The 23,707-nt window shown below is 44.9% G+C and carries 21 protein-coding genes, 1 other RNA gene and 1 CRISPR repeat array; of the genes, 12 read left to right on the top strand and 10 right to left on the bottom strand.

Features of this window, described 5'->3' with window-relative positions; translation table 11 throughout:
• The first annotated feature begins 46 nt into the window (after positions 1 to 46).
• The 4 genes from NDI48_27220 (at position 47) to NDI48_27235 (ending at position 6,706) form a co-directional block, all read left to right on the top strand.
• A complete protein-coding gene (locus NDI48_27220; protein ID MEP0834858.1) occupies positions 47 to 1,417 on the top strand; it encodes a hypothetical protein in 1,371 nt (456 codons plus the stop codon).
• 66 nt (positions 1,418 to 1,483) lie between these two features.
• The gene (locus NDI48_27225; GenBank protein ID MEP0834859.1) at positions 1,484 to 3,262 is read left to right on the top strand and encodes an N-6 DNA methylase; all 1,779 of its coding nucleotides are present in this window, start codon (positions 1,484 to 1,486) and stop codon (positions 3,260 to 3,262) included.
• A gap of 13 nt (positions 3,263 to 3,275) precedes the next feature.
• Positions 3,276 to 4,673: a restriction endonuclease subunit S gene (locus NDI48_27230; protein MEP0834860.1), complete on the top strand. Its 1,398-nt coding sequence runs from the start codon at positions 3,276 to 3,278 to the stop codon at positions 4,671 to 4,673.
• 140 nt (positions 4,674 to 4,813) lie between these two features.
• Complete coding sequence (locus tag NDI48_27235; GenBank protein MEP0834861.1) at positions 4,814 to 6,706, top strand: putative DNA binding domain-containing protein; 1,893 nt, start codon at positions 4,814 to 4,816, stop codon at positions 6,704 to 6,706.
• 14 nt (positions 6,707 to 6,720) lie between these two features.
• On the opposite strand, the gene NDI48_27240 is transcribed toward NDI48_27235, so the two are convergent.
• Positions 6,721 to 7,236, bottom strand: coding sequence for a hypothetical protein (locus tag NDI48_27240; GenBank protein MEP0834862.1), 516 nt, complete (start codon positions 7,234 to 7,236; stop codon positions 6,721 to 6,723).
• 75 nt (positions 7,237 to 7,311) lie between these two features.
• Here NDI48_27240 and NDI48_27245 point away from each other — a divergent pair, with 75 nt between their 5' ends.
• The 4 genes from NDI48_27245 (at position 7,312) to cas12k (ending at position 12,185) form a co-directional block, all read left to right on the top strand.
• Complete coding sequence (locus NDI48_27245; GenBank protein MEP0834863.1) at positions 7,312 to 7,644, top strand: hypothetical protein; 333 nt, start codon at positions 7,312 to 7,314, stop codon at positions 7,642 to 7,644.
• Positions 7,645 to 7,655: 11 nt separating this feature from the next.
• Positions 7,656 to 7,958, top strand: a complete 303-nt coding sequence (locus NDI48_27250; GenBank protein MEP0834864.1) for a helix-turn-helix domain-containing protein — start codon at positions 7,656 to 7,658, stop codon at positions 7,956 to 7,958.
• A 119-nt stretch (positions 7,959 to 8,077) separates the two neighbouring features.
• Positions 8,078 to 9,922, top strand: coding sequence for a DUF262 domain-containing protein (locus tag NDI48_27255; protein ID MEP0834865.1), 1,845 nt, complete (start codon positions 8,078 to 8,080; stop codon positions 9,920 to 9,922).
• An 88-nt stretch (positions 9,923 to 10,010) separates the two neighbouring features.
• Positions 10,011 to 12,185, top strand: coding sequence for a type V CRISPR-associated protein Cas12k (gene cas12k, locus NDI48_27260; GenBank protein MEP0834866.1), 2,175 nt, complete (start codon positions 10,011 to 10,013; stop codon positions 12,183 to 12,185).
• Here the strand turns inward: cas12k and NDI48_27265 are convergent.
• From NDI48_27265 to NDI48_27275, 3 genes are all read right to left on the bottom strand, one after another.
• A complete protein-coding gene (locus NDI48_27265) occupies positions 12,182 to 12,382 on the bottom strand; it encodes a hypothetical protein (protein ID MEP0834867.1) in 201 nt (66 codons plus the stop codon). The two genes, cas12k and NDI48_27265, sit on opposite strands and share 4 nt — an antisense overlap.
• A 307-nt stretch (positions 12,383 to 12,689) precedes the next feature.
• Positions 12,690 to 12,868: direct repeats of the CRISPR family, unit length 36 nt; unit sequence GTTTCATTAACCCTCCCGCCTCTGGGTGGGTTGAAA.
• 405 nt (positions 12,869 to 13,273) lie between these two features.
• An RNA gene (gene ffs / locus NDI48_27270) (signal recognition particle sRNA small type) lies at positions 13,274 to 13,370 on the bottom strand.
• A gap of 69 nt (positions 13,371 to 13,439) precedes the next feature.
• A complete protein-coding gene (locus tag NDI48_27275) occupies positions 13,440 to 13,706 on the bottom strand; it encodes a YciI family protein (protein ID MEP0834868.1) in 267 nt (88 codons plus the stop codon).
• Between the two features lie 60 nt (positions 13,707 to 13,766).
• Here NDI48_27275 and NDI48_27280 point away from each other — a divergent pair, with 60 nt between their 5' ends.
• Positions 13,767 to 14,321 (top strand): 2'-5' RNA ligase family protein, encoded by a 555-nt coding sequence (locus tag NDI48_27280; protein ID MEP0834869.1) that lies wholly within the window; start codon positions 13,767 to 13,769, stop codon positions 14,319 to 14,321.
• 18 nt (positions 14,322 to 14,339) lie between these two features.
• On the opposite strand, the gene NDI48_27285 is transcribed toward NDI48_27280, so the two are convergent.
• Positions 14,340 to 15,029 carry a YdcF family protein gene (locus tag NDI48_27285; protein MEP0834870.1) on the bottom strand — a complete coding sequence of 230 codons (690 nt, stop codon included), beginning with the start codon at positions 15,027 to 15,029 and terminating at the stop codon, positions 14,340 to 14,342.
• A gap of 677 nt (positions 15,030 to 15,706) precedes the next feature.
• On the opposite strand from NDI48_27285, the gene NDI48_27290 reads away from it, so the two are divergent.
• Positions 15,707 to 15,952, top strand: a complete 246-nt coding sequence (locus NDI48_27290; protein ID MEP0834871.1) for a contact-dependent growth inhibition system immunity protein — start codon at positions 15,707 to 15,709, stop codon at positions 15,950 to 15,952.
• Between the two features lie 229 nt (positions 15,953 to 16,181).
• On the opposite strand, the gene NDI48_27295 is transcribed toward NDI48_27290, so the two are convergent.
• The 4 genes from NDI48_27295 to NDI48_27310 form a co-directional block, all read right to left on the bottom strand.
• A complete protein-coding gene (locus NDI48_27295; GenBank protein ID MEP0834872.1) occupies positions 16,182 to 17,495 on the bottom strand; it encodes a ribulose bisphosphate carboxylase small subunit in 1,314 nt (437 codons plus the stop codon).
• Between the two features lie 514 nt (positions 17,496 to 18,009).
• Positions 18,010 to 18,879: an SDR family oxidoreductase gene (locus tag NDI48_27300; protein ID MEP0834873.1), complete on the bottom strand. Its 870-nt coding sequence runs from the start codon at positions 18,877 to 18,879 to the stop codon at positions 18,010 to 18,012.
• Between the two features lie 402 nt (positions 18,880 to 19,281).
• The gene (locus NDI48_27305) at positions 19,282 to 20,079 is read right to left on the bottom strand and encodes an SDR family oxidoreductase (protein MEP0834874.1); all 798 of its coding nucleotides are present in this window, start codon (positions 20,077 to 20,079) and stop codon (positions 19,282 to 19,284) included.
• 722 nt (positions 20,080 to 20,801) lie between these two features.
• Entirely contained in the window at positions 20,802 to 21,260 is a 459-nt protein-coding gene (locus tag NDI48_27310) for a phage holin family protein (GenBank protein ID MEP0834875.1), read from the bottom strand.
• A gap of 603 nt (positions 21,261 to 21,863) precedes the next feature.
• Here NDI48_27310 and NDI48_27315 point away from each other — a divergent pair.
• Complete coding sequence (locus NDI48_27315; protein MEP0834876.1) at positions 21,864 to 22,055, top strand: YqaE/Pmp3 family membrane protein; 192 nt, start codon at positions 21,864 to 21,866, stop codon at positions 22,053 to 22,055.
• A 208-nt stretch (positions 22,056 to 22,263) separates the two neighbouring features.
• Here the strand turns inward: NDI48_27315 and NDI48_27320 are convergent, their stop codons facing one another.
• Positions 22,264 to 23,052: a histidine kinase gene (locus tag NDI48_27320; GenBank protein ID MEP0834877.1), complete on the bottom strand. Its 789-nt coding sequence runs from the start codon at positions 23,050 to 23,052 to the stop codon at positions 22,264 to 22,266.
• A 445-nt stretch (positions 23,053 to 23,497) separates the two neighbouring features.
• On the opposite strand from NDI48_27320, the gene NDI48_27325 reads away from it, so the two are divergent.
• Entirely contained in the window at positions 23,498 to 23,707 is a 210-nt protein-coding gene (locus tag NDI48_27325; protein MEP0834878.1) for a hypothetical protein, read from the top strand.

Below are 23,707 nucleotides of genomic sequence, written 5' to 3' on the forward strand. Positions count from 1 at the left end.
TTTTGATGAGGTGCATCGGTCAATCTTTAACCTCTTCCAAGAGGTGATGGACTACTTTGACGGACGGATGATTGGATTGACGGCTACCCCAGCGGGATTTGTTAATCGCAACACCTTCAACACCTTTCACTGCTTTGACCGTATCCCGACCTCTGATTACCCCTACAGTCAAGCGGTTAAAGAAAAGTACCTGGTTGACTTTAGACTGTATAAGGCTCAGACGAACTTGCAACGCGAGGGGATTCAAGGGGCAAGAATGAGCCAAGCCGATCGTAACGCCCTAATCGAGCAGGGGATTGACCCGGATGACGTTGATTATTCTGGCTCAGAGTTAGAGAAAAAGGTTAGCAATGCAGATACCCTACGCAAGCAATGGGAAGAAATTATGGAGGTCTGCTATAAGGATGAGTCGGGGCAGTTACCGGGAAAAACAATCGTATTTGCTCTGAGTCAGTCTCACGCTTTGCGCCTGTGTAAGGTGTTTGAAAAACTATATCCTCAGTATTCCGACTTGGTGCGAGTCGTTACGCATAAAACGGAGTACAAAGGTAAGTTAACCAACCAGTTCAAAACTCAGAATATGCCTCGAATTGCCATCTCGGTGGATATGCTGGACACCGGAGTGGATGTGCCAGAGGTGGTGAATCTGGTGTTTATGAAGCCAGTGTACTCCTACATTAAGCTGTGGCAGATGATTGGGCGGGGAACCCGCAGCCAGAAGACCTGCAAGCATTTAGAGTGGTTGCCTGAGCGCAGCAAGAAGGACTTTCGGATTATCGACTTCTGGGACAATGATTTTGAGGTCGAGCCTCAAGAAGATATAGCTCAGTCCCTGCCAATACTTCAGCGAATCTTTAACACGAGAGTGCAACTGCTGAAATCGTATCTGGGCGAGCAGGAATCAGAGGACTGTCAACGGGTGATTGCTGACCTGCGATCGCAGATTGCTCAGATTCCAATTGACTCGTTTACAGTCAAAAAGCAGTTGAATGAGGTTGAACAGGCTTTGTCGGATTCCTTCTGGAGTTACATCACCAAAGACAAACTCAAGTTTCTCAGCGTGAAAGTTGCCCCGTTGTTGAGGTTTATCCCAGAAGTCGATATGGCAGCAGCGACCTTCACGGGTAAAGTGGAACGGTTGAAGCTTGAGATTCTGAGCGATGGGGCAAAACCGGAGACACTGGAATCAATTGCTAATGATGTTAGCCGTTTGCCTGATTTTGTACATCAAGACCCTCAACGGCAAGCAGCAGTAGAGTTGTGCCTATCGAAAAAGCTACAGACGGCGACAGCACAGGAGTTGAGTCAGGTGATTGCTTCCTTAGCTGACCAGATGAAGTATCGACGGGAGTGGATGAATTGCTGGCGTTTATCGACCAGTTGGCAGCATGATGGGCTGGTTCAGCAATCCTTCTAGATAGCAAGCTTTGAGTTATCGCCAAAGCTGTTCCTTCATTTCAGTTTCAGATAAAAAGGTTTGAAAATGCTCACTGACCCCGACTTAAAATCAAAAGTTGACCAAATCTGGGACAAGCTCTGGACTGGGGGCTTGTCCAATCCAATGGATGCGATCGAGCAGTTTTCCTTTTTGCTGTTCCTGAAGCGGTTGGACGAGAGTGAAGACGACCGACAACGACAGGCAAGACTGCGAAACCAAGATTATAAGCCCCTTGTGCCACCAGAAATCCGCTGGCGGGAATGGACTAACAAAGAGGCGAAAGATGCCCTGGAGTATGTAAGAACTAAGGTTTTTCCCTGGTTGAAGGAAATGGGGAATGAGGGCAGTTCTTTTAAGCAGTACATGCAGGGTGCTGAGTTCAAAATCAATAATCCACGCTTGTTGATTGAAGTCTGCAACGCGATCGCAGCACTGAAAATCTCCGAACAGAATCAGGATGTTCAGGGCGATTTGTACGAGTACTTGCTGTCAAAGCTGAGTATTGCGGGGCGTAACGGGCAGTTTCGCACGCCGCGCCACATTATCCGGATGATGGTGGAGATGAGGGAACCTAAGCCAAGGGACAGAATTGCGGATTTGGCAGCGGGAACCTGCGGCTTTCTGGTGAATGCCTATGAGTACATTTTAGAAACCCACACCAGCCCGGATATTTTGTACGACGACAAGGGGCAAAAGCAGTTAATCGGCGATTTGCTTTCTCCTGAGCAAGGTGAGTTTCTCCAAAAGGAAGCGTTTACTGCCTATGACAACGATTCCGGCATGACCATGTTACGCATCGGCTCGATGAACCTGATGCTACACGGAATCGAGCATCCCCGGTTCTTTTACATGGATACCCTCTCGAAAGAATTTACCGATAAGAAAAGCTATGATTTGGTGCTGATGAATCCGCCCTTTAAGGGAAAAATCGCGGAGAAAGTTGTTGAGGGGAAACCCGAAGACAAATCTGCTAATGGGAAAAGAGCCAAGCAGTCTGCTAAGGGTAAATTAGACCTGGGTCTAGAGTTGCCAACTAACTGCACGAAGTCAGAACTGCTATTTTTGCACCTGATTTTGCGAACGCTGGATATGGGCGGACGCTGTGCGGTGATTGTACCGGATGGGGTGCTATTTGGTTCGAGCAAGCAACACCAGGAGATTCGTCATAAGATTGTTGAAGAAAATCGCCTGGATGGAGTGGTGTCAATGCCATCTGGGGTGTTTCAGCCTTATGCGGGAGTATCGACGGCAGTGTTGTTCTTTACTCGTGGCGATACGACGAATAAGATTTGGTTCTATGACATGGAACACGATGGGTTTTCCCTGGATCAAAAGCGGCAACCTGTAGCGGAGAATGATATCCCGGATATTCTCACCTGTTGGAAGAATCGGTTTAATCCTGATTTCACGACGCAAAGAGCGGAACGCTTGAGTGAGTTAAAATCTGAAATTGCGCCGATGAAGGCTGAACGGTTGAAGCTACTCAAGGAAATCAATCGCCTGACGTTTGAGAATGCGATCGCACCCGCCGATGATGAGCCGACCCGTGTCGCTTTGGAAGCGGATAGGCAACGACTGGCACAACTGCACGAGCAAATGGCACCCCTGCAAGCGGAAATTAATCAATTGAATCGGCAGTTTTGGGTGACAAAGGCGCAGGTGAAGGCGAATAAATATGACCTTTCAGCGAGTCGTTACCGTCAGATTGAGCAGGATGAGCCTTATTATGAGTCGCCACAGGTGACGATGGAGAGGTTGTTGAAGTTAGAGCATGTTATGGCGATGGAAGTAAAAGAACTGATGCTCTACATAGAATCCAAGTGAAGTTGTTTGCAGCATGATGATAACTGAAGGGAAGAAATTGCCTAATGGTTGGCGTTGGGTAACGCTGGCAGAGGTGTGTCGCGATATCTCTGATGGCACCCATTTCACTCCCACTTATGTGTCGGAAGGTATTCCATTTCTTTCAGTCAAAGATGTCCGAGAGACAGGTATCTCTTTCGATGACTGTCGCTTTATCACTGAGAAACAACACCGGGAACTTTGTAAAAGGTGCAAACCAGAACGAGGAGATGTTCTTTACACAAAAGTCGGGACAACAGGCATTGCCAAGGCTATAGATATTGAGCGAGAGTTTAGCATCTTTGTAAGTGTAGCTCTCCTTAAACTCCGTCCAGATGTTATACCCGAATATATGGAGAGAGTGCTTAATGCACCTATTTGTCGCGTTCAAGCTGCCGAGCTAACACAAGGAGCAGCAAATCGCAATCTGGTCATCCAAGATATAAAGCGAATTGTAATTCCCCTGCCGTCGTTAGCAGAACAAAAGCGGATTGCTGCGATCGCACAAAAAGCCGACAGACTCCGAGGCACCCGACGCTACGCCCTACAACTCAGCGACACCTACCTGCAATCCGTCTTCTTGGAGATGTTCGGCGACCCCATCATTAATTCGATGGGATGGGACAGAGTAACACTTTCAGATATAAAAACTGATTGTATATATGGAACTTCAACAAAATGTTATCCTGAACCGAATGGCTTACCAGTGCTTCGTATTCCAAATATATTAGGTGACGAGATAGACATAAGTAACCTTAAGTATGCCAAACTATCATCAAAAGAAATAGAGCAGTTATCACTTCGCGAAGGTGATTTACTTTTTGTACGGACAAATGGCAACCTTGATTATGTTGGACGCTCTGCTGTCTTTAATTTGAACGATTCATATTTATTCGCTTCATACTTAATACGAGCTAGGCTGAATTTTAAAAAAGTTAATCCCTGGTTTGTATCAGCCTATTTACGAACATCTGTAGGGCGGCAAGTAATGTCACCATTTATTCGCACTACTGCTGGTCAATTCAATATTAGTGTTGAAGGACTTAAACAGATTGTTCTTCCACTCCCACCCCTTCCTCTCCAAGAAAAATTTGCCCAAATTGTCCAGAAATTTGAACGCCTCCGCACCCAACAACGGGAAGCCGAACGCCAAGCAGAGCATTTATTTCAAACCCTGCTGCATCGTGCCTTTCGGGGTGAACTGACTCCTCAAGGCTTCAATGATGAGCCTGCATCCGTCTTATTAGAAGAGATTGGCGCAGAACAGACAAAAGCCGAAGCGGAAGCCAAAGCCGCTACGCAGGCGATGGGTGATGCTGCTGAGTATCTTGGCTCGAAAGCCAAACAGCAAGACAAAGAATTTATCCAGCTAAAGCTACCAGGAATAGAGTAAGGCAATGAAGTGCTAACGCTCTGAACTCGAAAATAGCTTCCCTTTTGCAGAAGGAACCAGCACTCAACCAGAGGCTAAAACTAGAATGAGAGAAGGCAATCTTTGCTGCCTGGAGTGTCTACCACCTATTTTTCAATTGAATGGATGTAGAAACGTTATTACAACGTCTAGACATCGGAGAAGACCAAGATATTGAGTTCAAGTCTGCCGATGGAGGATTACCAAAGGATTTGTGGGAAACGGTATCCGCCTTTGCTAATACAGATGGAGGCTATATTGTACTCGGTGTCAGCGAGAGTAAGGGCAGACTTGTAATCTCTGGGGTACGCAACCCCAATGGCGCACAGAAAAACTTCTGGGATATTCATAACAACCCACAAAAGCTCAATGCCCCAATCTGTTCCAACTCTAATGTGCAAGTTTCAAAGGTTGATGGACACAGCCTAATCACTATTTGGGTACCCAGAGCTGCACGTACCCAGCGACCTGTGTATATCGACCATAATCCCATGACTGGCACCTACAAGCGTAATTATGAGGGGGACTACCGCTGCACTTCAGAGGAAGTGCGGCAGATGCTACGGGATGCCAGTGATAACCCTCAAGACCTTCAGATTTTAGAGGGCTTTGACCTTGCTGATCTCGATCCAGAAACACTAAAATCATTTCGCCAGCGGTTTAGCTCTAGGGAACCCGATCACCCTTGGCTGGCACTAGATGATCGGGAGCTGCTCTGTCGGCTAGGTGGTTGGCGTCGCGATCGCAGCACAGGTACAGAAGGACTAACACTAGCTGGTTTGCTCATGTTTGGTCGTGAGCGTAGTCTTCTGGATGGTCTTCCTCACTACCAACTTGATTACCAGGAGCGATTTTCTGACGATCCAGAGACACGATGGACTTATCGCCTGACGCTCGATGGAAGATGGGAGCCAAATCTTTATAACTTCTACTATCGGGTATATGGTCGTCTAGTTAATGATTTAGATGTCCCATTTCAACTTGACAAAGACGCTGTGCGCCGGGGTGAAACCCATGTGCATGAGGCACTGCGCGAAGCTTTGGTCAATACTCTAATCCATGCCGACCATCAATCTACACGTCCCATCGGAGTTGTTAAACTCTCAGACGGCTTTTTATTCTCTAATCCCGGTCGTTTGAGAATCCCTCTTCAGCGTCTTTATGAAGGTGGTGTTAGCGATGCTCGTAACCCCAACCTGCAAAAGATGTTTCAAATGTTGGGTTTAGGAGAGAAGGCAGGCTCTGGTTTTCAGAAAATCCTCCGTGCTTGGAGGGAGCAGCAATGGCTGATTCCCTTGGTTTCAGAAAAACTAGACCTAGAGGTGACATCAGTTGCTTTACCAATGGCAAGTTTCATTCCCGAAGATGTTGAAAGGGAATTAAAGGAGATAGTGGGGGATAACTACTGTAATTTGACAGAGCTAGACCGAACCGTCTTGATGCTAGCGCACCGCTTTGGGGAGATTAATAACATCGGTATTCAGCGTTACAGACATGAACACCCCAGAGAAATCGGTGAATGCCTTAAGCGTCTAGTGAACAAGGGTTGGCTTGAACAATTTGGTCGTGCTCGCGGCACCTACTATACTCTCCCCAGCCAGGGTCAATCAGACTTGCTTTCACTGTTCCCCAGCTCCGAACATTACGAGCCAAGCTCCGAACATTACGAGCCAAGCTCCGAACATTACGAGCCAAGCTCCGAACATTACAAACGTTTGCAAGAAATTGCAGCTCCCGTCCGTCAGAAAGGTCGCGTAAACAAGAGCTTAGTAGAGAAAGTCATTTTAGAACTCTGCTCCGAACATTACCTATCACTCCGAACATTAGCTGACCTGCTGGATCGCGAACCGGATAGCATCCGAAACCACTATGTAAATCCCTTGCTGTCACAAGGCTTGCTAGAACTTAAATATCCTGCTCACCCGAATCACCCTTATCAGGCATATAGAACCAAATCCCTTCCAGATAAGAGACTTGAGCGAGTTTCTGACACTTCGCAAATACCCCAAACCTAATAAGCTTGGTGCAGTTAGCGCGATTGCCTTTTTTGTTGTCTCCGCTTCAAATCCTCAGCCAGTCGAATATCCACCAGTTCCCCTTCCTCCCACGCTTCACCATCCGGTTTAACCAGCCGTTGTGCGAGTTTTTGGAGTTCTACGTCTGAAGCGCGATCACCTTCTAGCAACTCATTAATCCGTTCCACAGGCATTTCAACATCCGCCGCAAGTTTCCCAAGCACCCAGTCCTGGTTACTCAGCGTTTCTTCAATCAAAGACGCGATCGTCGGTACGACTAGCGGCGCAGTCGTTGAAGCTTCAGCTACTGATGATTCAGATGGTGCTGAGTCTTCCTCTTTGTGCTGCTTTTCGATCCAGTCTTGTATCGCTTCCTCTAAGCCTAGATTGATATCCCGACCCAAGCCCTTACAAATTCCCTTGAATTTTAGAGAAAGCGTCTTGGGGACAAAACCGCGCAACTCCTGGTAATTCGGAGATTTCCTCTTATCGACCACAAATAAGCTAAACACGGGAGTTTCAGGCTTCATTCTCGCACAAACTCGTAAGAACTCTGATTTTAGCAATATTGCTATTATTGCTAATTTCGCGTATATCGCGTATTTTTGAGCATATTCATTCAACCCCCACTAATCGTGATTCCTGACTTGTTCTTAATCAGTCTGGATGCACCGCCTCTATCAGTCTGCCTCCCTCCAAACTTTCCAGCCGACGCGGAAACGCCCCGGTTTCTGTATGGCGATCGCGTCAAGTGGAAACCTCTCTCTGACACAGACAACACTGATACAGGCGTCATAATTGGGCGCTTTTATGCCTTTGCCCACCATTGCCATCAGTGGTCATGGAAATACTTAGTTTTCCTCGATACCGACTCCTACAGTCGCTGTTTCTGTAGTGCTGATACCGCTTGGGAACAAGACCTCGAACCGCTAGATTGAGAAAAATCCCTATGAGTAATCCCCGCTCCCTAGAACAACGCGAAGTAGAGTTGATTGCTCTGCTTTCTCATACCCAACTCGGAATCTCACCCCGAACCTTCCTAACCAAATGGGACGTTAATTACGAACAGCTTGCTGCTATCTGCCATTGCACCATCGGCACCGTAACTCGTTGGTTTGCCAGAGGAGAAAACTATCGGCGTCCTGGTACTTATCCTTGCCTCAAACTCAAACTGGCAGATTTGCTCTTAGAAAATTATCAAGACATTCCAGAAGAATGGTTTCAATCCATTTTTCCTCCTGAAAGTCAATAGTAAATTAACGAACCTTCATAAAAACCTATCCTGGGGCTAGGTTTTGCAGTTACAGCTAATCCGCTGGAAATGAAGCGTTTTATGGTTGGTAAAGACTGCAACCACTTCTGAGCTAGACGATGAACTCGATTAGCACCTTTGACATCACCAAATACCCCCTACTTGATATCCTCAAAGACATCAAAACAGGCAGAATTCAACTCCCCGATTTCCAGCGAGATTGGGTTTGGGATGACTTAAGCGTGCGTCGGCTCTTATCTAGCATTTCTCTGGCTTACCCCGTTGGTGCAGTTATGCTACTTCAGCAAGAAAACTCCCATGTCCGCTTCAAACCCCGCCCAGTCGATGGCGCGACTCTACAGCAACCACCTGCCCCCAACTTATTAATCCTAGACGGGCAACAGCGTTTAACCGCTCTATTCATGGTGCTGCTATCCGAGCAACCTGTCCTAGTTAAAAGCTCAAACAGCAATAAAATCAGCCGTCACTGGTACTACCTGGATATTGAAAAAGCGCTCGACTCTAACAAGGAGCGACTAGAAGCCATCGTTACCTTACCTGAATCAAGAAGACTACGAACGTTTAGCGGTGAACTAATTGATGCTTCTACCCCACAACAAGAATTTTTAGCCAGACTGTTCCCCTTATCAAAAGTGTTCTCTTTCTCACAATGGAGAAGCGAGTATTCTCAGTTCTGGCAGTACGACAGCAAAAAACTGAAACTCATCGATACGTTTGAGCTAGAAGTCCTGAAAAAGTTTGAACATTATCAGATGCCTGTCATCCAACTCCGGGACTCTCTACCCAAAGCCGCCGTTTGCCAAGTGTTTGAGGACACCAACACCTGTGGGTGTGACCTTAATTACTTCGACCTGATGAGTGCTAGCTACTGTACGGATAACTTTAGCTTGAGAGATGATTGGAAGCACAGAGAGGCTCATCTCAAGTCCTTCAAAGTACTACGCAACTTGAGAAACACGGATTTTCTGCAAGCGGTTACCTTAGTTGCCAGTTACACCCGTCGCACATCAGCCATCCGTGCGGGTGTGAATATCGAGAGAATACCCGCCATTAGTTGTCGGCGAACAGATATCCTGAAGCTGTCAACCGAGGAATATACTACTTGGGCAGACTCCGTCACCAAAGGGTTTGAGGACGCCGCTCGATTCTTGTACAGCCAGAGAATCTTTGACGCTAATCACCTAGCCTACCCAATCCAATTAGTGGCTTTAGCCGCCATTTTGACCGTAGTGGGAGAACAAGCAGAAGGCGCACAGGTTCGTTCGAGATTAGGACATTGGCTGTGGGCCGGAATGCTGGGAGAAATGTATACCCGTGGGTCTGAGACACGAGTCACCCATGATTTACTGGAAGTGCCAAGGTTTTTATCCGGCAGTTTAGTACCCACGACCCTTACTTTTGCTCATTTCTCGATACAACGACTGCTCAGTGTCAGGAAACGTTACGGTGCTTTGTACCAAGGTTTATCAGCTTTGTTGCGGCTCCAAGGGGCCATTGATTGGAGTACGGGGGAAGAAATTAATGACGTGCTTTATTTTGAACAACGGGTTGAGTCTCACCACATCTTTCCAGTATCTTGGTGTAAAAAGCGAGGCATTAAGCCGCAAAAATACAACAGTTTGGTCAACCGCACACCTCTGGCGGCAAAAACCAACAAAAAAATTGGTGGCAAAGCCCCTTCGGTTTACCTCAAACAGTTTGAGATGTCTGGGACATCACCCACTCGACTTGATGAGATGTTACGCTCTCATGCGATTGACCCAATGATGCTGCGCTCTGACGATTTTGAGGGATTTTACGTGGCACGAATTGAAGCGTTAATGGAGTTAATCGCCCAGGCAATGGGTAAGCATTTCCCTGTTAAACCCTTTGAAGGGAATTGTTGGAAGTACGAAAACGGCCACCACCATATACTCGAACGAATCACACCCCTTAATTATTAAGCCTTGCCAATTTCTGAGATGAGTGACTGTGGTGCCATTGAAAAACTAAATCCTGACGACTGGGAGTGTCTATCTGATGAATATGTCAATGTATACGATTCAATGCCGTCTTTCTGCCAGTGAACAGACACGTCGAGACTTTTGGCAATGGATGGAAAAATACACCCTTCTAGTGAATGAATTGCTCGAAAAGATTGCTCAACATCTCCAGTTTCAGGAATGGCAGAAAAAGGGCGATATTTCTCGCGAAGCGGTACGAAAAATTCTCAATGCCCTCAAAGAGAATCCCCAATATTCAGGACTACCAAAACGGTTTTATACATCCGCTGAGTTAATCTCCTGTGACACCTATAAGTCTTGGTTAGCCTTACAGCAACAACGACAGCTTCGACTCCTGGGCAAGCAGCGTTGGTTAGAGGCAGTAGAAAGTGAATTGGAATTGTCAGCAACCACTGATTTTAATCCTGATGAGGTTCGTACTCAAGCTGGTGAAATTCTGGAAAAGGCAATAGAGATGCTGAACAGGAACAGCAGTCAGCCGAGAAATCTCATAGGAATTTTGTTGAACATGCATGATGATACTGCCGAAGACCCTCTAAATCGTCGTGCGATTAATCATCTGCTCATTAATGAACTTCAAGTCAGCGAAGAAGAACCTAATCTCACGGCGCTTTCCGAGCGTCTAGACAAAAAAAGAGTACAAATTAAGCGACTTGAAGAGCAGCTAAAAAGCCGACTTCCAAAAGGAAGAGACCCAACCGGACAGCGATACTTACAGATTTTGGCTCACATCAGTACTCTTCCTGAATTGAGAGATGACCCCCAGAAGCTGGAAGCGGAACTAGATACACTGACTTTTCAAGAGCAACTGCCTCTGTTCAACGAATTACCTTACCCAATTCTCTTTTATAGTTCGGGTGACTTGTATTGGTCTGTTCAGTCTCAAGATACATCCAATCCTTCTAACCCGGAAAATGGGATTCATTCAGAGTTATTAAAGAGTAATAAGCCGCATTCTCCGCGACCCAAAGAAAGAATTTGCGTTAAATTCAAAGGAGCCGAACCCCAAAAAAACAAATCCGAGGAAGGCAAAAACTATACCTTTAAGATTCAGTGTGATCGTCGTCAGCTCCCCTTATTTCGACGGTTTCTGATTGATTATCAGACTTATACTCAATTGCCCACAGAAGAACGTTTCTCTGAAGGACTCTTTGCTCTGCGCTCAGCCTGCCTAATTTGGCGTAAGGATGAAAGTGGACACAGGAGCAAAAAGAAAATAGGAGCAGACCAACCAGGAGACCAACTAGAGCCTTGGAATACTCATCGTCTTTATCTTCATTGCACTGTGAGCAGACCTCTGTTAACAGCCGAGGGAACCGAGCAAATACGAGCAGAAAAAAAACAGGCAATCATTAAAGAACTTAAAGGAAAAGAAAAGCTTGAACAGAAAGACTTGGATGAATTAGGACTAACTCAGCAACAGATTAGCTCCGTTAAACGCAAATGCTCCACATTAAACCGTCTGGAGAATCATTCACCCCCACCTCGGCCTCACACCGTACCTTATGAAGGGCAACCTGATATCTCAGTTGGAGTCAGTTTTAGTCGTCATCAACCTGTAGCAATTGCTGTTGTAGATATCGCCAAACAACAAGTTCTACAGTGCAAGAGTGCCAAGCAACTCTTGAACGGGGGAAAAGCCCAATTTATCTGGAGACATGGCTCGAAGGAACCGATGTTAAAAGATGGCATCGAAAAGCGGCATCCCAATGGCGGCAAGCTCTACATCAGGAAAAGAAAGCGCGTTCAAGGGAAACCCTATCGCCTGGTTCAGCAACTCCATCGACGACATCAACAGAATGCTCGACAAAGGGCTAAACAGCAGCAGCAAAACTGTTATCGGGAGGACAACTCCGACTCCAATCTAGGACTCTACGTTGACCGACTCATCGCGGCTCAAATAGTCGAGCTGGCCCTGAAAAGTAAAGCAGGAACCATTGCCATCCCCCAACTCAAGGGCATTCGTGAAAGCGTTGAGAGCGGCATTCGAGCGCAAGCACAGCGACTGTTCCCTAATGAGAAGGAACGCCAAAAAGAATATGCTTTGCATTATCGAGCCAGCTTCCATCGTTGGAGCTATGCAAGACTATGTGAGTGTATTAGAGAGTGCGCCAAAAGAGAGGGTATCGCCGTCGTCCAAAGGAAACAGTCCTCCCAAGGAGATTTGCAGCAAAAAGCAATAGCCATTGCTTTATCTTCCTAGAAGACTGAAACTTGATGATTCTTTACATCATCCAGCATTTGTACCTTGACAAGATAATATTGATTCAATAGCGCGTCTCGTTCCTCGCGAACAGATGATAAGTGTAAGGGCAGTTTAATTGCTTTCCGCCCTTGGTAGTTGTCCGCTTCTCTCTGCGGAACTTGTCCGCAGATACGGTGCAGGGTCGCGCCTAGCATCAGAGGGCAATGTTTTTATAACAGTGGTTTAGAGCCTCTGGTTATAAGGATACAGGCTTACGTGTCGTGGCAGCTACCCCATCGCCTTCGAGCAAGAAGGAATCCTCCCTCATCTTTTTCTGACGGCTGAAAGCGGGGGCCAAAACCCCAGAGAGCCGTCAAAACTTCAAAACCCTTATCTGATATTGATTTGAGGCTTTCACCGCAGTTAAATTTCTCCTTGGGAGAGAGCTGAAATGAACAATTTCAAATCAGCCGACAGTCAGGTATTTGTCAGCTTGTGTAGGTAAGGGTTTCAGCGGGCGCGGTTTCATTAACCCTCCCGCCTCTGGGTGGGTTGAAAGCTCCTCTATAATCAAGCTCAAGCTCTACTGAAAAAGTTTCATTAACCCTCCCGCCTCTGGGTGGGTTGAAAGCTCGTACTCTCCCTCAAAATAATCAGTAGACAGAGTTTCATTAACCCTCCCGCCTCTGGGTGGGTTGAAATACCCAGTTCATCAGTTGAAGTATAGATTCCGAGTTGGGACTTTAAATACGGAGGATTGAAAGGCAGCAATACGGGATGCTCACGATTGCTAATCTGAAGATAGACACGGGCTTGCCACTTTTTCTATGTCCTGGATCATCAACGCTCAGGCTCAATCGCTGTAATCCACCTATATAGTTTCTAAACTTCTGTTAGAACGTTAATCATCTCACCCGCGCTCAATTAGTGTACAAGTACTAAAAACACCCCGGTTTTGGACATTAAGTGTTTAAAACTGTTTTTCCAGTAAAATCAAGTCGGCTATGAACCTGAAACGCCCAAGATGCGTAGTTTTGGACATTAATTGTTTAAAACTGACAAATAACTCTTTAATGGACATCTTTAAAGTAAAAATATTCGTACAAAATGACCCGGAGACTACGCCTGCCTCAAGCATCCCGTATTGCTGCTACCTTCCGGTCCTGACAAGATTTGGGCGTTGAAACCGCATAGTTCCAGGTCATAATTATCATAACATGATTGTGTGCGGTCTGACTCATCGAAAGGCAACAGACCTACTCCTGTCTTCACTCACTCGACAATAATGCGCCATTCATAGAGAACATAGTTGACACAATGGTTTTGGATCAGTGGATCTTGGGCAACAAGGGCCTTTGCCTCATCCATTGAATCGGCCTCAAACAACAGCATTCCGCCTCCTCGTTCCGCCCAATAGCCCGTTTTTGCCTTGTGTCCCTTGGCAATCAAGTCTGCGACGTAGGCTTTATGAGCTGGTACGTATTGGTCAAAGCTAGCTTTATTGACGATGCCTTCTTCAATCTTTACAAACCAGGGCATTTGAAATTTTGGATTATAGTACAAATCAAGAAAGTTTAGTAATTTGACGATTTTCTATCTTTGGATAACTCAAAACGTCGCTTTTTTATCGCACTCCTGCCGCCGCAGGAAATTCAAGATTACGCGAATGAGGTTAAGGAATACTTCGCGCAAAACTACAATAGCAGAAAAGCTCAGAACTCTCCGCCCCACATTACTCTGCAACCCCCCTTTGAATGGCATCTCGATAACGTACCCCTTCTGGAACAAACTCTCTCAACGTTTGCCGAAACCCAGACGTCAGTGCCAATTATCCTCAACGGGTTCGGAGCCTTTGTGCCGCGTGTCATTTATATCAATGTTGCCAGCACACCAGAACTGATGAGTTTGCAAGGCGATTTGATGGCACAAATGGAGGACTCGCTGGGGATTGTTGACTCTGTTTCTAAAACCCGTCCCTTTGGTCCTCACATGACTGTTGCATTTCAAGATTTAACCAAGCAGAACTTTCGCGCTGCATGGCCTGAATTTCAGCATCGAGAGTTAAAGTTTAAGTTTACAGTTTCTCAACTCACGCTACTGATTCATGATGGTAAACGATGGAATGTGAGTAAAAATTTTGCTCTTCCAGTCTAGCTGAATCAACTTTGAGTACTACCTGTAGCAGTCATCGAGCTTTTGGGAATAGCCTGATTGCGATTTTGACATCGTCGAATCTCCTTGACTCAGGCTGGAATTCGTATAATTAGCATTGAGCCATAGGATAGCTCTTATACCATCCCGGAAACATTTTTCAGGCGGTTCAGGTGTACGTTTATTCGAGACAGGTACGGGCTTTAACTGAATTCCTCGACTACCAAACACGATTTCTCCGATGACACGAGCACGGCGCATATGGTCTGATGAAGTAATTAAATATACGCGACTAATCCCCTGGGATTGAAATTCATCCGCTAAACTCGTGAAGTTCGTTACTGTATCCACGGCTTGATAATCCAAGTGGACACGACTCTTTTTAATTCCTGCCCTCGCAAACACCTTTCGTGCATAAGCTTCGGGACTACCCGAAGACACCCAGATGGGGAGCCGGGGGTGCTGCTGCGCGAATTTAGCGGCAAATCGCTCTCGTTCTGTTGCTCCACCTAAGACGAAAATAGCTTCTTTTTGAGCCTTTTTTGTTGGTGATTGGAGTGAGGATTGAGCCGATTTCGTCGGTTTTGTAACACCAGACGAATTCGATAATACAGGGGCTGTGGGTTGGGGTAAGCGGTTTTCTGTACAGCCTCCAGTTATTGAGATCATCGCTAAAGTCGAGCTAAGTGCTATACGCTTGAGTCCTGCCATCTAAATGACCGTAAACGTTGAATAGGGACAATATTAGGCAGAAAGTGTACGCCTTTTACTGCCATTTCGTAGAACACGTCTTGAACTGTCCTGATGATATCGAGTCACCTCTCCCCTATATTGCACCTTAACTCAAGTGTGATTTCCAATGTCCTTCGGACACGCTAGGCTAGTGCTAACTCGTTTTACCAGCTCAAAACTCAACTCTGTGCTAGCGATTTTTATAGAAGTGAATTCAAGGGGGATAACGCTATGGTTTGGTTTGTCTTAATATTTTTGTTTATTTTGCTGCTTTCTGCTACTCCGCTCCTCGGAAGCCTCAATGTACCCTGGTCTTTGGAAATTATGATTGGATTATTCGCTGCTTTTTTTATCGCCAGTTGGATTATCCTCATTTTTTACCCGCAATGGGGGTAACAAGAGCAAGCACGTTAACCTCAACAACCTTGGGTTTTTGGAAAGAGGAATTAGACCCAACCTCGAATTTCAGCGTCAGTTAGCGATCGCTCTAACTTGACATATTCGCTCTTTGCCGGTTGTAGAATATGTTTCATCATGACTGCCTCTCCCGCATCAGCAGCGAGAAAGGCCGCATTTAACGCATGACTAAGTCTGAGGTACTATACCCAAAGCTAAAATATTTCTTTAGTGCTTACTTCCATCAAGACTGGAAAACTATGTATGATGGGGACGGGAAAAATGCATCATACAAAGAGGTTGTAAAAGATTTTAAAGCCAATAATCCTGCTGCAACAGTAAATCAAGCCATTCAAGAATTAGAATCGTTTCTAAACCAGAATTTGTCCGAGCAGGAGCTACACAAAATTGTAGTTCATGAACTCGGAGCTAATTTTCGTGCTGCTGGAGCAAGACTAACTTATCAACAATGGTTGAACTCTGTTTTAGATATCCTCAAGACTTAATCAATTACTGGGGTTGCCTATTACGGATAAATAGTCGCCCAACTCGCTTAAAATAATTTTTGTCATCAGTCAGTAGCGTACAGGCTATGAGCCTTAAACTTGAGTTCAAAGAGGGAGAACTAATCATACTCTCTCTCCGTTTTGGGGAGGGGTTCTTTAGATCTTTACAACAGGTCTAATAACCGATAGGGCACGATAATATCGTGCCCCTACAGCGAAACATTATCTATCAGTTTGGTCGTTGGACAATCTTTTCCAAAACCCGCCGTTTGGCCTTGGGGTCGAAGCCAATCAATCGTACATATTCGCCGTTGTGTTCAGCTAGGAGTTCTGCCAAGTCGATGATTATTTGCGATGCTTCATCTCCCTGGAATGAGGCACCACTTTGCCACGCATTATTCCGGACTCGACGGTCGTTGGCATGTTCGATACTTAGGCGATACCCTTGAGCCAAAAGCTCACGAATTTGCTCCTGAGTTTCTAAATCCAATGGCCCATTCGGTACGGGTTTGCTTGGCGTTCTGGAACTGTTTAATCCGTTGGAACCGTTAGCGCTGATTGGCTGATTGATTAACTCATTTTGAGTATCTGCTTGTGAGTTTTCTGGTCTTCGGCTAGCTGGACGAGATATATCTTGAGGCTGTTGATTTTTCTGCTGTGGAGATAGAGCTTGATTGTACTCCCTGACAAGCCCCATATTTTCTACCTGCTTCTGTTCACCCCTCAACAGGTTCCCAAATTCAATTAAGCGAGACAGATTAAAATTTGGTTTGGGAAACGTTGGCGCTTCTTCTGCACTATTCACGATACGGGAAGAGATGCGCTCAAACCCAATTTTTTGGATGAAATGCAGGATTTGTTCATCGTAAATACGCGATCGCAACGCACTAAAGAAATCGATAGGTTGACCTGGAAAGGTATCAACAAGTTGTTCAATCTGTTGACGAGGTAGCCCATCTTCTGAAAAGATACCGCTAACAACACCAATTCTGTCTTCGCGATCGGGTTCCCAGTAAAACTTCTCCATCCGACCATCTCGGATTAACGGCGCATATAGAGTAGAAAAGTCATTTCCTGTTACCAAAATTGGTACGCGATGGAGTGGTGTTGAGTCATAACTACCAGGGAGTTGCACATCAGTTGGATTATCGGCAATATTCATCAATGTGCCGTTTACCAACTGGGTATTTACTGTGTATTGAGTCCCTTGATCGAAGCGCCCTGCCCCTGCATCTAAGTCGTTGATCATCAGGACAGCCATTTTGCCGCGTACCCGGATGAGTTCAGCCGCTTCTCGATAGCGCAGGCGGATTAAACGTGCTGGATCTCCTGCATCTGGGCTTTCTAATTCACCCGCCGACATGTGGACGGCTTCAACTCCCATGCGCTCAAAGACTAACTCGCATTGAAAGGATTTTCCCTCTCCCTTGCGTCCATGAATACCGAGAATTAAGGGAACGCGCACTCCTGGGAGGTCGAGATAATTTTTGGTGATGTGAACGGCAAGTTTGTTTAAAAAGCGGGGAGAAATGTAGTAGCTCATCGGTCTATTTTCTGCGGCTGAGTTTGGTAGTGCGAGTAAAAGCGATCATGGAGATGCCTATTGTTAAGATTTTATAACAAAATGGAGGAGTGAGACGGTTTGAGGGGTGTGTTCGGCTCCCTTAATTTGAGATTTTTGTCTCTTGGCTTGCCCCAGTTGCTAGGCTAACGCCTCGCTTCACGAACATCGAACCAGTGTGCTTTGGGCAACTAGCTTGAATAAGGGTTGCTTTCTCAATCCTTTAAAGAAAGCAAGGAAAAAATATAACTCTGAAATTGAAAAGTTTTACTGGAATCCGAAAGTCAGACTATGGCACGATTTTCAATGTATTGTATCTTGTGGGAGCGCACCCTGAGAAATAGTTAAACAATACACCAAACCACAATTAGGGGCTAGATTGAATAAATAAGAGGCATCGAGCCTCTTATTTATCATTGCGGTACCATCCCCATTGCCTAGCGGATGGGGAATTGCGCGAAATTCGTTAACACTATAAGCTCCTGTACCTCATAATCTAGGCGTTCACAACTTCACCACCATTGGGATGGAGAATTTGACCTGACATATAGGAGGAATCATCCGAAGCCAAAAACACATAGCAAGGAGCCACTTCTTCGGGTTGTCCAGCTCGCTGCATGGGTACTTGTGCGCCGAAGCTCTTCACCTTTTCCTCAGGAAACGTGGAGGGAATTAAGGGAGTCCAGATGGGGCCGGGAGCCACACCATTCACGCGAATTTTCTTCTCAACCAAGGATTGCGATAGAGAGCGAGTAAAGGCAACGATCGCACCCTTAGTGGAAGAGTAGTCCAACAGTTGAGGATTGCCCTTGTAGGCAGTGACGGACGTGGTATTGATGATGGTACTACCTTCCTTCAGGTGGGGTAGAGCGGCTTTGGCCATGAAAAACATACTAAAAATATTGGTGCGGAAGGTGCGTTCCAGTTGCTCGGCTGTGATCTGTTCAATGCTCTCTTGGGGATGCTGTTCTGCGGCGTTGTTAATGAGAATATCCAGGTGCCCCAACTCCTGAACCGTTTGCTGTACCGCCTGTTGGCAGAACTGCTCGTCTCCTATATCCCCCTTGATCATCACACAGCGCTTGCCTTCGGCTTCCACCAGTCGCTTTGTTTCTTCTGCATCCTGGTCTTCGCTGAGGTACATGATTGCTACATCAGCTCCTTCTTTAGCGTAGAGGATTGCTACTGAACGACCAATGCCGCTATCACCACCCGTAATTAGAGCCACTTTGCCTTCTAGTTTCCCAGCAGCCCGATAATTAGAACCCTGTGCCTGGGGTTTGGGTGTCATTTCAGATTCACTACCCGGTCGATGATCTTGGTGTTGTGGTGGTTGTAATTCCTGTTGTTGTTGAGCCTGAGTCATAGTTTTTTACCTTCTCTTGTCTATTAATTTTCAGAATGTGTATGGTTTGTTCAGACCTCTAACACCTTAGAAAGAAGTTGCTCTTAGTTCTTGCCTCATTAGAAAGAAGTTTTTGCTATGCCTTTAGACTAGGTTATTATTAACGACTTTAGTAATAATGCTTACAATTTAATAGTATTAAATACTTCTAAAATACTAAAAGATGTGGGCTGTTCAGTATACAAATTGGGTGCCAGATGGCTCAACATAAATCTGATACCAAATTCCTATGAAATTTGGTATGACAAGAGATGAAAACTAAAAAATTACCCACAGAGTGAGTGGGTGTAGCTTTACTGTGTCAGGTATTTTTTAGGAATAGTCTATAAATTTAGAACACAAGAATCTGCAAGAAAAAGTCAATTAACAGAGCCTACTTTGGGTAAAAAGTACTTGCCCTGCCATATAGGAGGCATCCTCTGAGGCTAAAAATACCACACTTTGGGCAATTTCTTCGGGGTGATTCTCTACTCCCATTGGCATTTGATCGCCCATTGATTTCACTTTATCAGCGGATAAATTAGAAGGAACCAGCATTGTCCAGACAGGACCCGGAGCTACACCATTAACTCGAATTCCTTGATCTTCCAACGATTGGGATAAGGAACGAGTAAACGTCAAGATGGCTCCCTTACTAGAAGTATAGTTCAAGGATTGTTGGTTCCCTGGGGATGCGGTTACAGATGTAGTGTTGATGATAGTACTTCCCTCTTTGAGATAAGGGAGTGCAGCATTAGTCATATAAAACATCGAGCATAGACTACTTTGTAAAGTGCGTTCTAGCTCATCCATACTGATGTTTTGAGGCCTTTTTGGCGGTTGCTGTTCAGCAGCGTTATTCACCAAAATATCAATTTTGCCAAAATGAGCAATCGCCTTTTGTACGGCCTGCTGACAGAATTGTTCATCTTCAACATCACCGTCAATCAAGAGACACGAGCGCCCCTGTCTCTCTACCATTGTTTGAGTTTGTTTGGCGTCTTCGTTAGCATTCCGGTAGATGATCGCGAGATCAGCTTCTTCTTGGGCAAAGGCAATAGCCACTGCACGTCCTATCCCACTATCTCCACCGACAATTAACGCTACCTTATTACATAACTTGCCGCTCCCCGGAGCTGGCAATTCATCCTTCAATTTATCAATGTGTTTTTGCTGCATCATGTCCGATTACTGCCAGAACTTTGCTGCTGTTTGTGCGTAGGTCTTTAGCTGTTTATGCCAATCTAATCTCTTTCGGTTGAAATTTTACTAAAGTAAGGGGTCTGCGAAGGGAAGGCCAACTTTAAAAATTAGCTGAATAATCTGCCTAATTTAGGAGTTTATTTAAATTTTTTGTAGGTTTTATTCAATTGCTATATATCTTTATATAGTTTAACAATTAATTAACGTCCACTGGTATATCGGGCGATAGAAAGAAAAAGATACCTTGAGTCCAATTTTCCAGGATTTCACTTCACATCCGCCCCCCTATAGTTCTCCCGTAGTAAGAAGGGACGATAGTCGCTGGGGGTTTATTCGTTGCATGATTAAAAAGAATTGATATCAGAGCCGATTCATATTAAAAGCTTTTTGTCCATTCCCCTTGGGAAACAAGTTTAAGATAGGATTTGCCAGCGATAGAGATGGAACTGCTAATGGCAGCTTTGTTGCTATGCTTTGGGTTTGATTTCTGCGCTCAGGGGAAAATGAGCGACGTTGTGTTTTATCGGTAGGCTACTTTGTCATGTATCCGATTCAACAAACGAAGCTGATCGCATCCGTATAAGCTGCTGGCTGAAAAGTGTGCCAACCTCGATAACCAACGCCTATAGATAGCAAGAGAGCAAGTATTACTACTTGCTCCTCAACCGAATCTAGTGATTGGGTATTTTTGATAGCTCAGATTATGCTTCAACTTTGTCAGGATTTTTCTGTGCTACTTCCATCTTGACTTCAGAATTCCGTGCCGCATCCAACTGGTTAGAGTTGTTTGAAACACCACCAATCTTGAGAGCGGGATTTTTTTCAGCGAAGTAATTGCTTAAGAACGTGTTAACAAAAGACAAGATGATGGGGCCGAGAATAAACGCTAATAAACCACTCACCCTAAATCCAGGTACGAAGAGTGACGCCAGCCAAAAGCATAGCCCGTTAACAACTAATGAAAATGCTCCCAAACTGACGAAGTTTAATGGCATCGATAGCGTTGACAGAATCGGCTTAACAGAAGAATTAACCCCTCCAAGCACCGCAGCAGCAATTAACGCCGCGGGAAAGGTGGCAAGATCAACTCCCGGAACGACTAAGTCAACAACCAGTAAGCTAAGTGCCGTTGCTAATAATGTAAAAAAGGTTCCAAGCATAGTTTCTCCCTCAAATTTACAAACAGTAAGTTTCTAATAAAGTTGGACTACTTCGATTTTGGAGGATTAAACAGTTTAAGCCCTCTCTACAGAGATAGATTTCCTGAAAAGCTTGTTAATTTGTGTTAACAAAATCGCCAACTTAAACATTAGGCTAACAGACATAAACGGTTTTTTTTAACTGTAGAACAAGACTTTTATCAGTAGAGATAACCGAACCATTGCACTCAATCCAGGGGAGGAAGTGATAATCTTTGAAAAGCAGAGCTGAATTAGCTCTATAATTCAAGCCTAAAAGTAGAAGTTTTACGGATTGTTACCCGTCCAATCCCAATGATGATTTTACCCAAGGATTCTTCAAGAAATAATCTGTTTCCTACGAAGTTGCTTAAATCGTTAATAATCCTTAGGGTGGAGGTTATTATCCCGTTTAATCAGGATAATTGAGATAAAGTAAACCGCAGGTTGAAGAAGGAAAAGGAAAAATAACACCTGAAGCTATATCTTCGGGCTTAGTGCCTCTGTATTCCAAATCGGGACAGCAACTTTCCGACTTCACACCTCATACTTTTCGGTCAGTTTAGTAAAACCCCAAAGAAACATATGAATTTAATCAGAATTATCATTGCTTTATTCCTTCCCCCGGTAGCTGTTTTTACGACAGTTGGAGTGGGACCGACGTTGTTGATTAATATTTTGCTGACTCTGCTAGGGATTCTGCCTGGTAGCATTCATGCGATCTGGGTGATTGTCAAGCATGAAGAACAAGTTGCAAGAGAAACGGGTTTCCAGTAAGGTAACAAGCACCGACTAGAAATGATTGCCTGAGCGGCAGCTTCAGCTTAGTTCTATAAGCTGCCGCCTAAGTATAAAGCACTCTCAAAAAATACACTTCAAGTTTTGGAGACGTTAACCGCAATAAATTCCCCGTTTAAGTAAATCTGAGACGGGGAATTTATTTTGATTTCAATTGCAGAAGAAGCAGAAGCGGAATGGTATTGTATTATTTTTTATGGTCAGGCGACGACTCTGTTAGGGATTGCCATAGTTCCTTCAGGAGTTGTTTGACTCGTTGTTCTCTCCTCGCGAGAGCAGCACCCGCCTCACCCAGTTTGTCCTCAAACTCTATTCGCTTGTGCCTTACTTGTTCAGCGGCGGCTTCAGCTTTAGGTTGAGAACGTTCATACCAGGTTTTTGCATCATCTAGATGCCTTTTCACGTCGTCGTAGCGCTCCCCGTACCGTGCAGACAAGTTAGCTTGCAAAACTGATAGTTGCGCTTGCAGTTGGGCATAACGCTTTTTCATTAAAGATACTTCCTCACTATCTTGGAGGGCATGGATTGCAGATTCAATGGAAGTTTTAATATTAGGAGATGCGTCTTTACCGGTTTCTTCAATTTCAGCTAGAGTGTGATCGATCTGAGTTTGGAGTTCATGTTCTTCCGCATCAATTTGAGCTTGTAGCTGCTTGATTTCGGATTGAGTTTTCGCAATCGATTGGCGCTTAGCCTGAGTCATGCCTTCAATCGCTCCTTCAATAGAAGCTGTAATCTCCTCCTTAAGTTCTCCTCCTCTTTCTTTCAGGCTTTCAATGACGGTAGAGATAGCTTCTTTCACCGTTGCGCGAATTTCGGTTGAACCTTCTTTAAACTCAGACGTTGTTTGCGATACCGCCGATTGGACAATTTCGCGAATACGCTCGGCACGCAGTTTCCCTTCTTCTTGAGCTTTTTGAAGGTCGTTATTGATTTTAGTTTTGATGGAATCGGGTGTTTTGATGGAGTCAGGCATTGTTAAATCCTAGTTTATAAAAGTAAATAAATCCCAGTTATATATTGGGTTGAGATGGAGATGTCCTCTCAGAAAGGCAGAGTGGCTTTCCCAGAGAACTTCCTAGAGTCCCTATATCTAGGATGAAGTAACTTTGCCTATATTCGTTCTTCCTTTGGACAGAAAAATACTATTTAAATAGTATTAAAAACAAAAAATAATTAATAAATCTTAATTAAGCCGAGGTTGAGGGTTAGGATTTTGGATTGAGTATTGCTCATGTTGAAAAGACATTCTGCTCGGATGCGATGCCGTCAAGATCTACAGAATGAATAAGGGGCAATTTGTGACAACAACAAGAATTTTTCGTTTGAGTATTCTTCAAGAAAGGCACAGATTATGAGGTATAATTAAATTCTGCTTAAACTTTAAACCTATCTGTAATAGGAAAAGTGAGTTTTTAATAATGCGCCAAACCAAAATCATCAAAGAAACCTTTGGAAATCCTGACCAAGCAGGCTACTACAGTGGAGCTTATATCTTCTCTGACGGCACAGCCGAGTTTGTTTGTGGTTACGAAGCCCCGACTGGCAATAAAAACGGTAGCGAAGAATACTGCAACGTAATGCCAGCAACCCCTCAGCAGGTTTACGCCAAATACGGAAAGCCTTCTTAA

Origin of the sequence: Microcoleus sp. AS-A8 (assembly GCA_039962225.1) — a bacterium.
Classification (GTDB): domain Bacteria; phylum Cyanobacteriota; class Cyanobacteriia; order Cyanobacteriales; family Coleofasciculaceae; genus Allocoleopsis.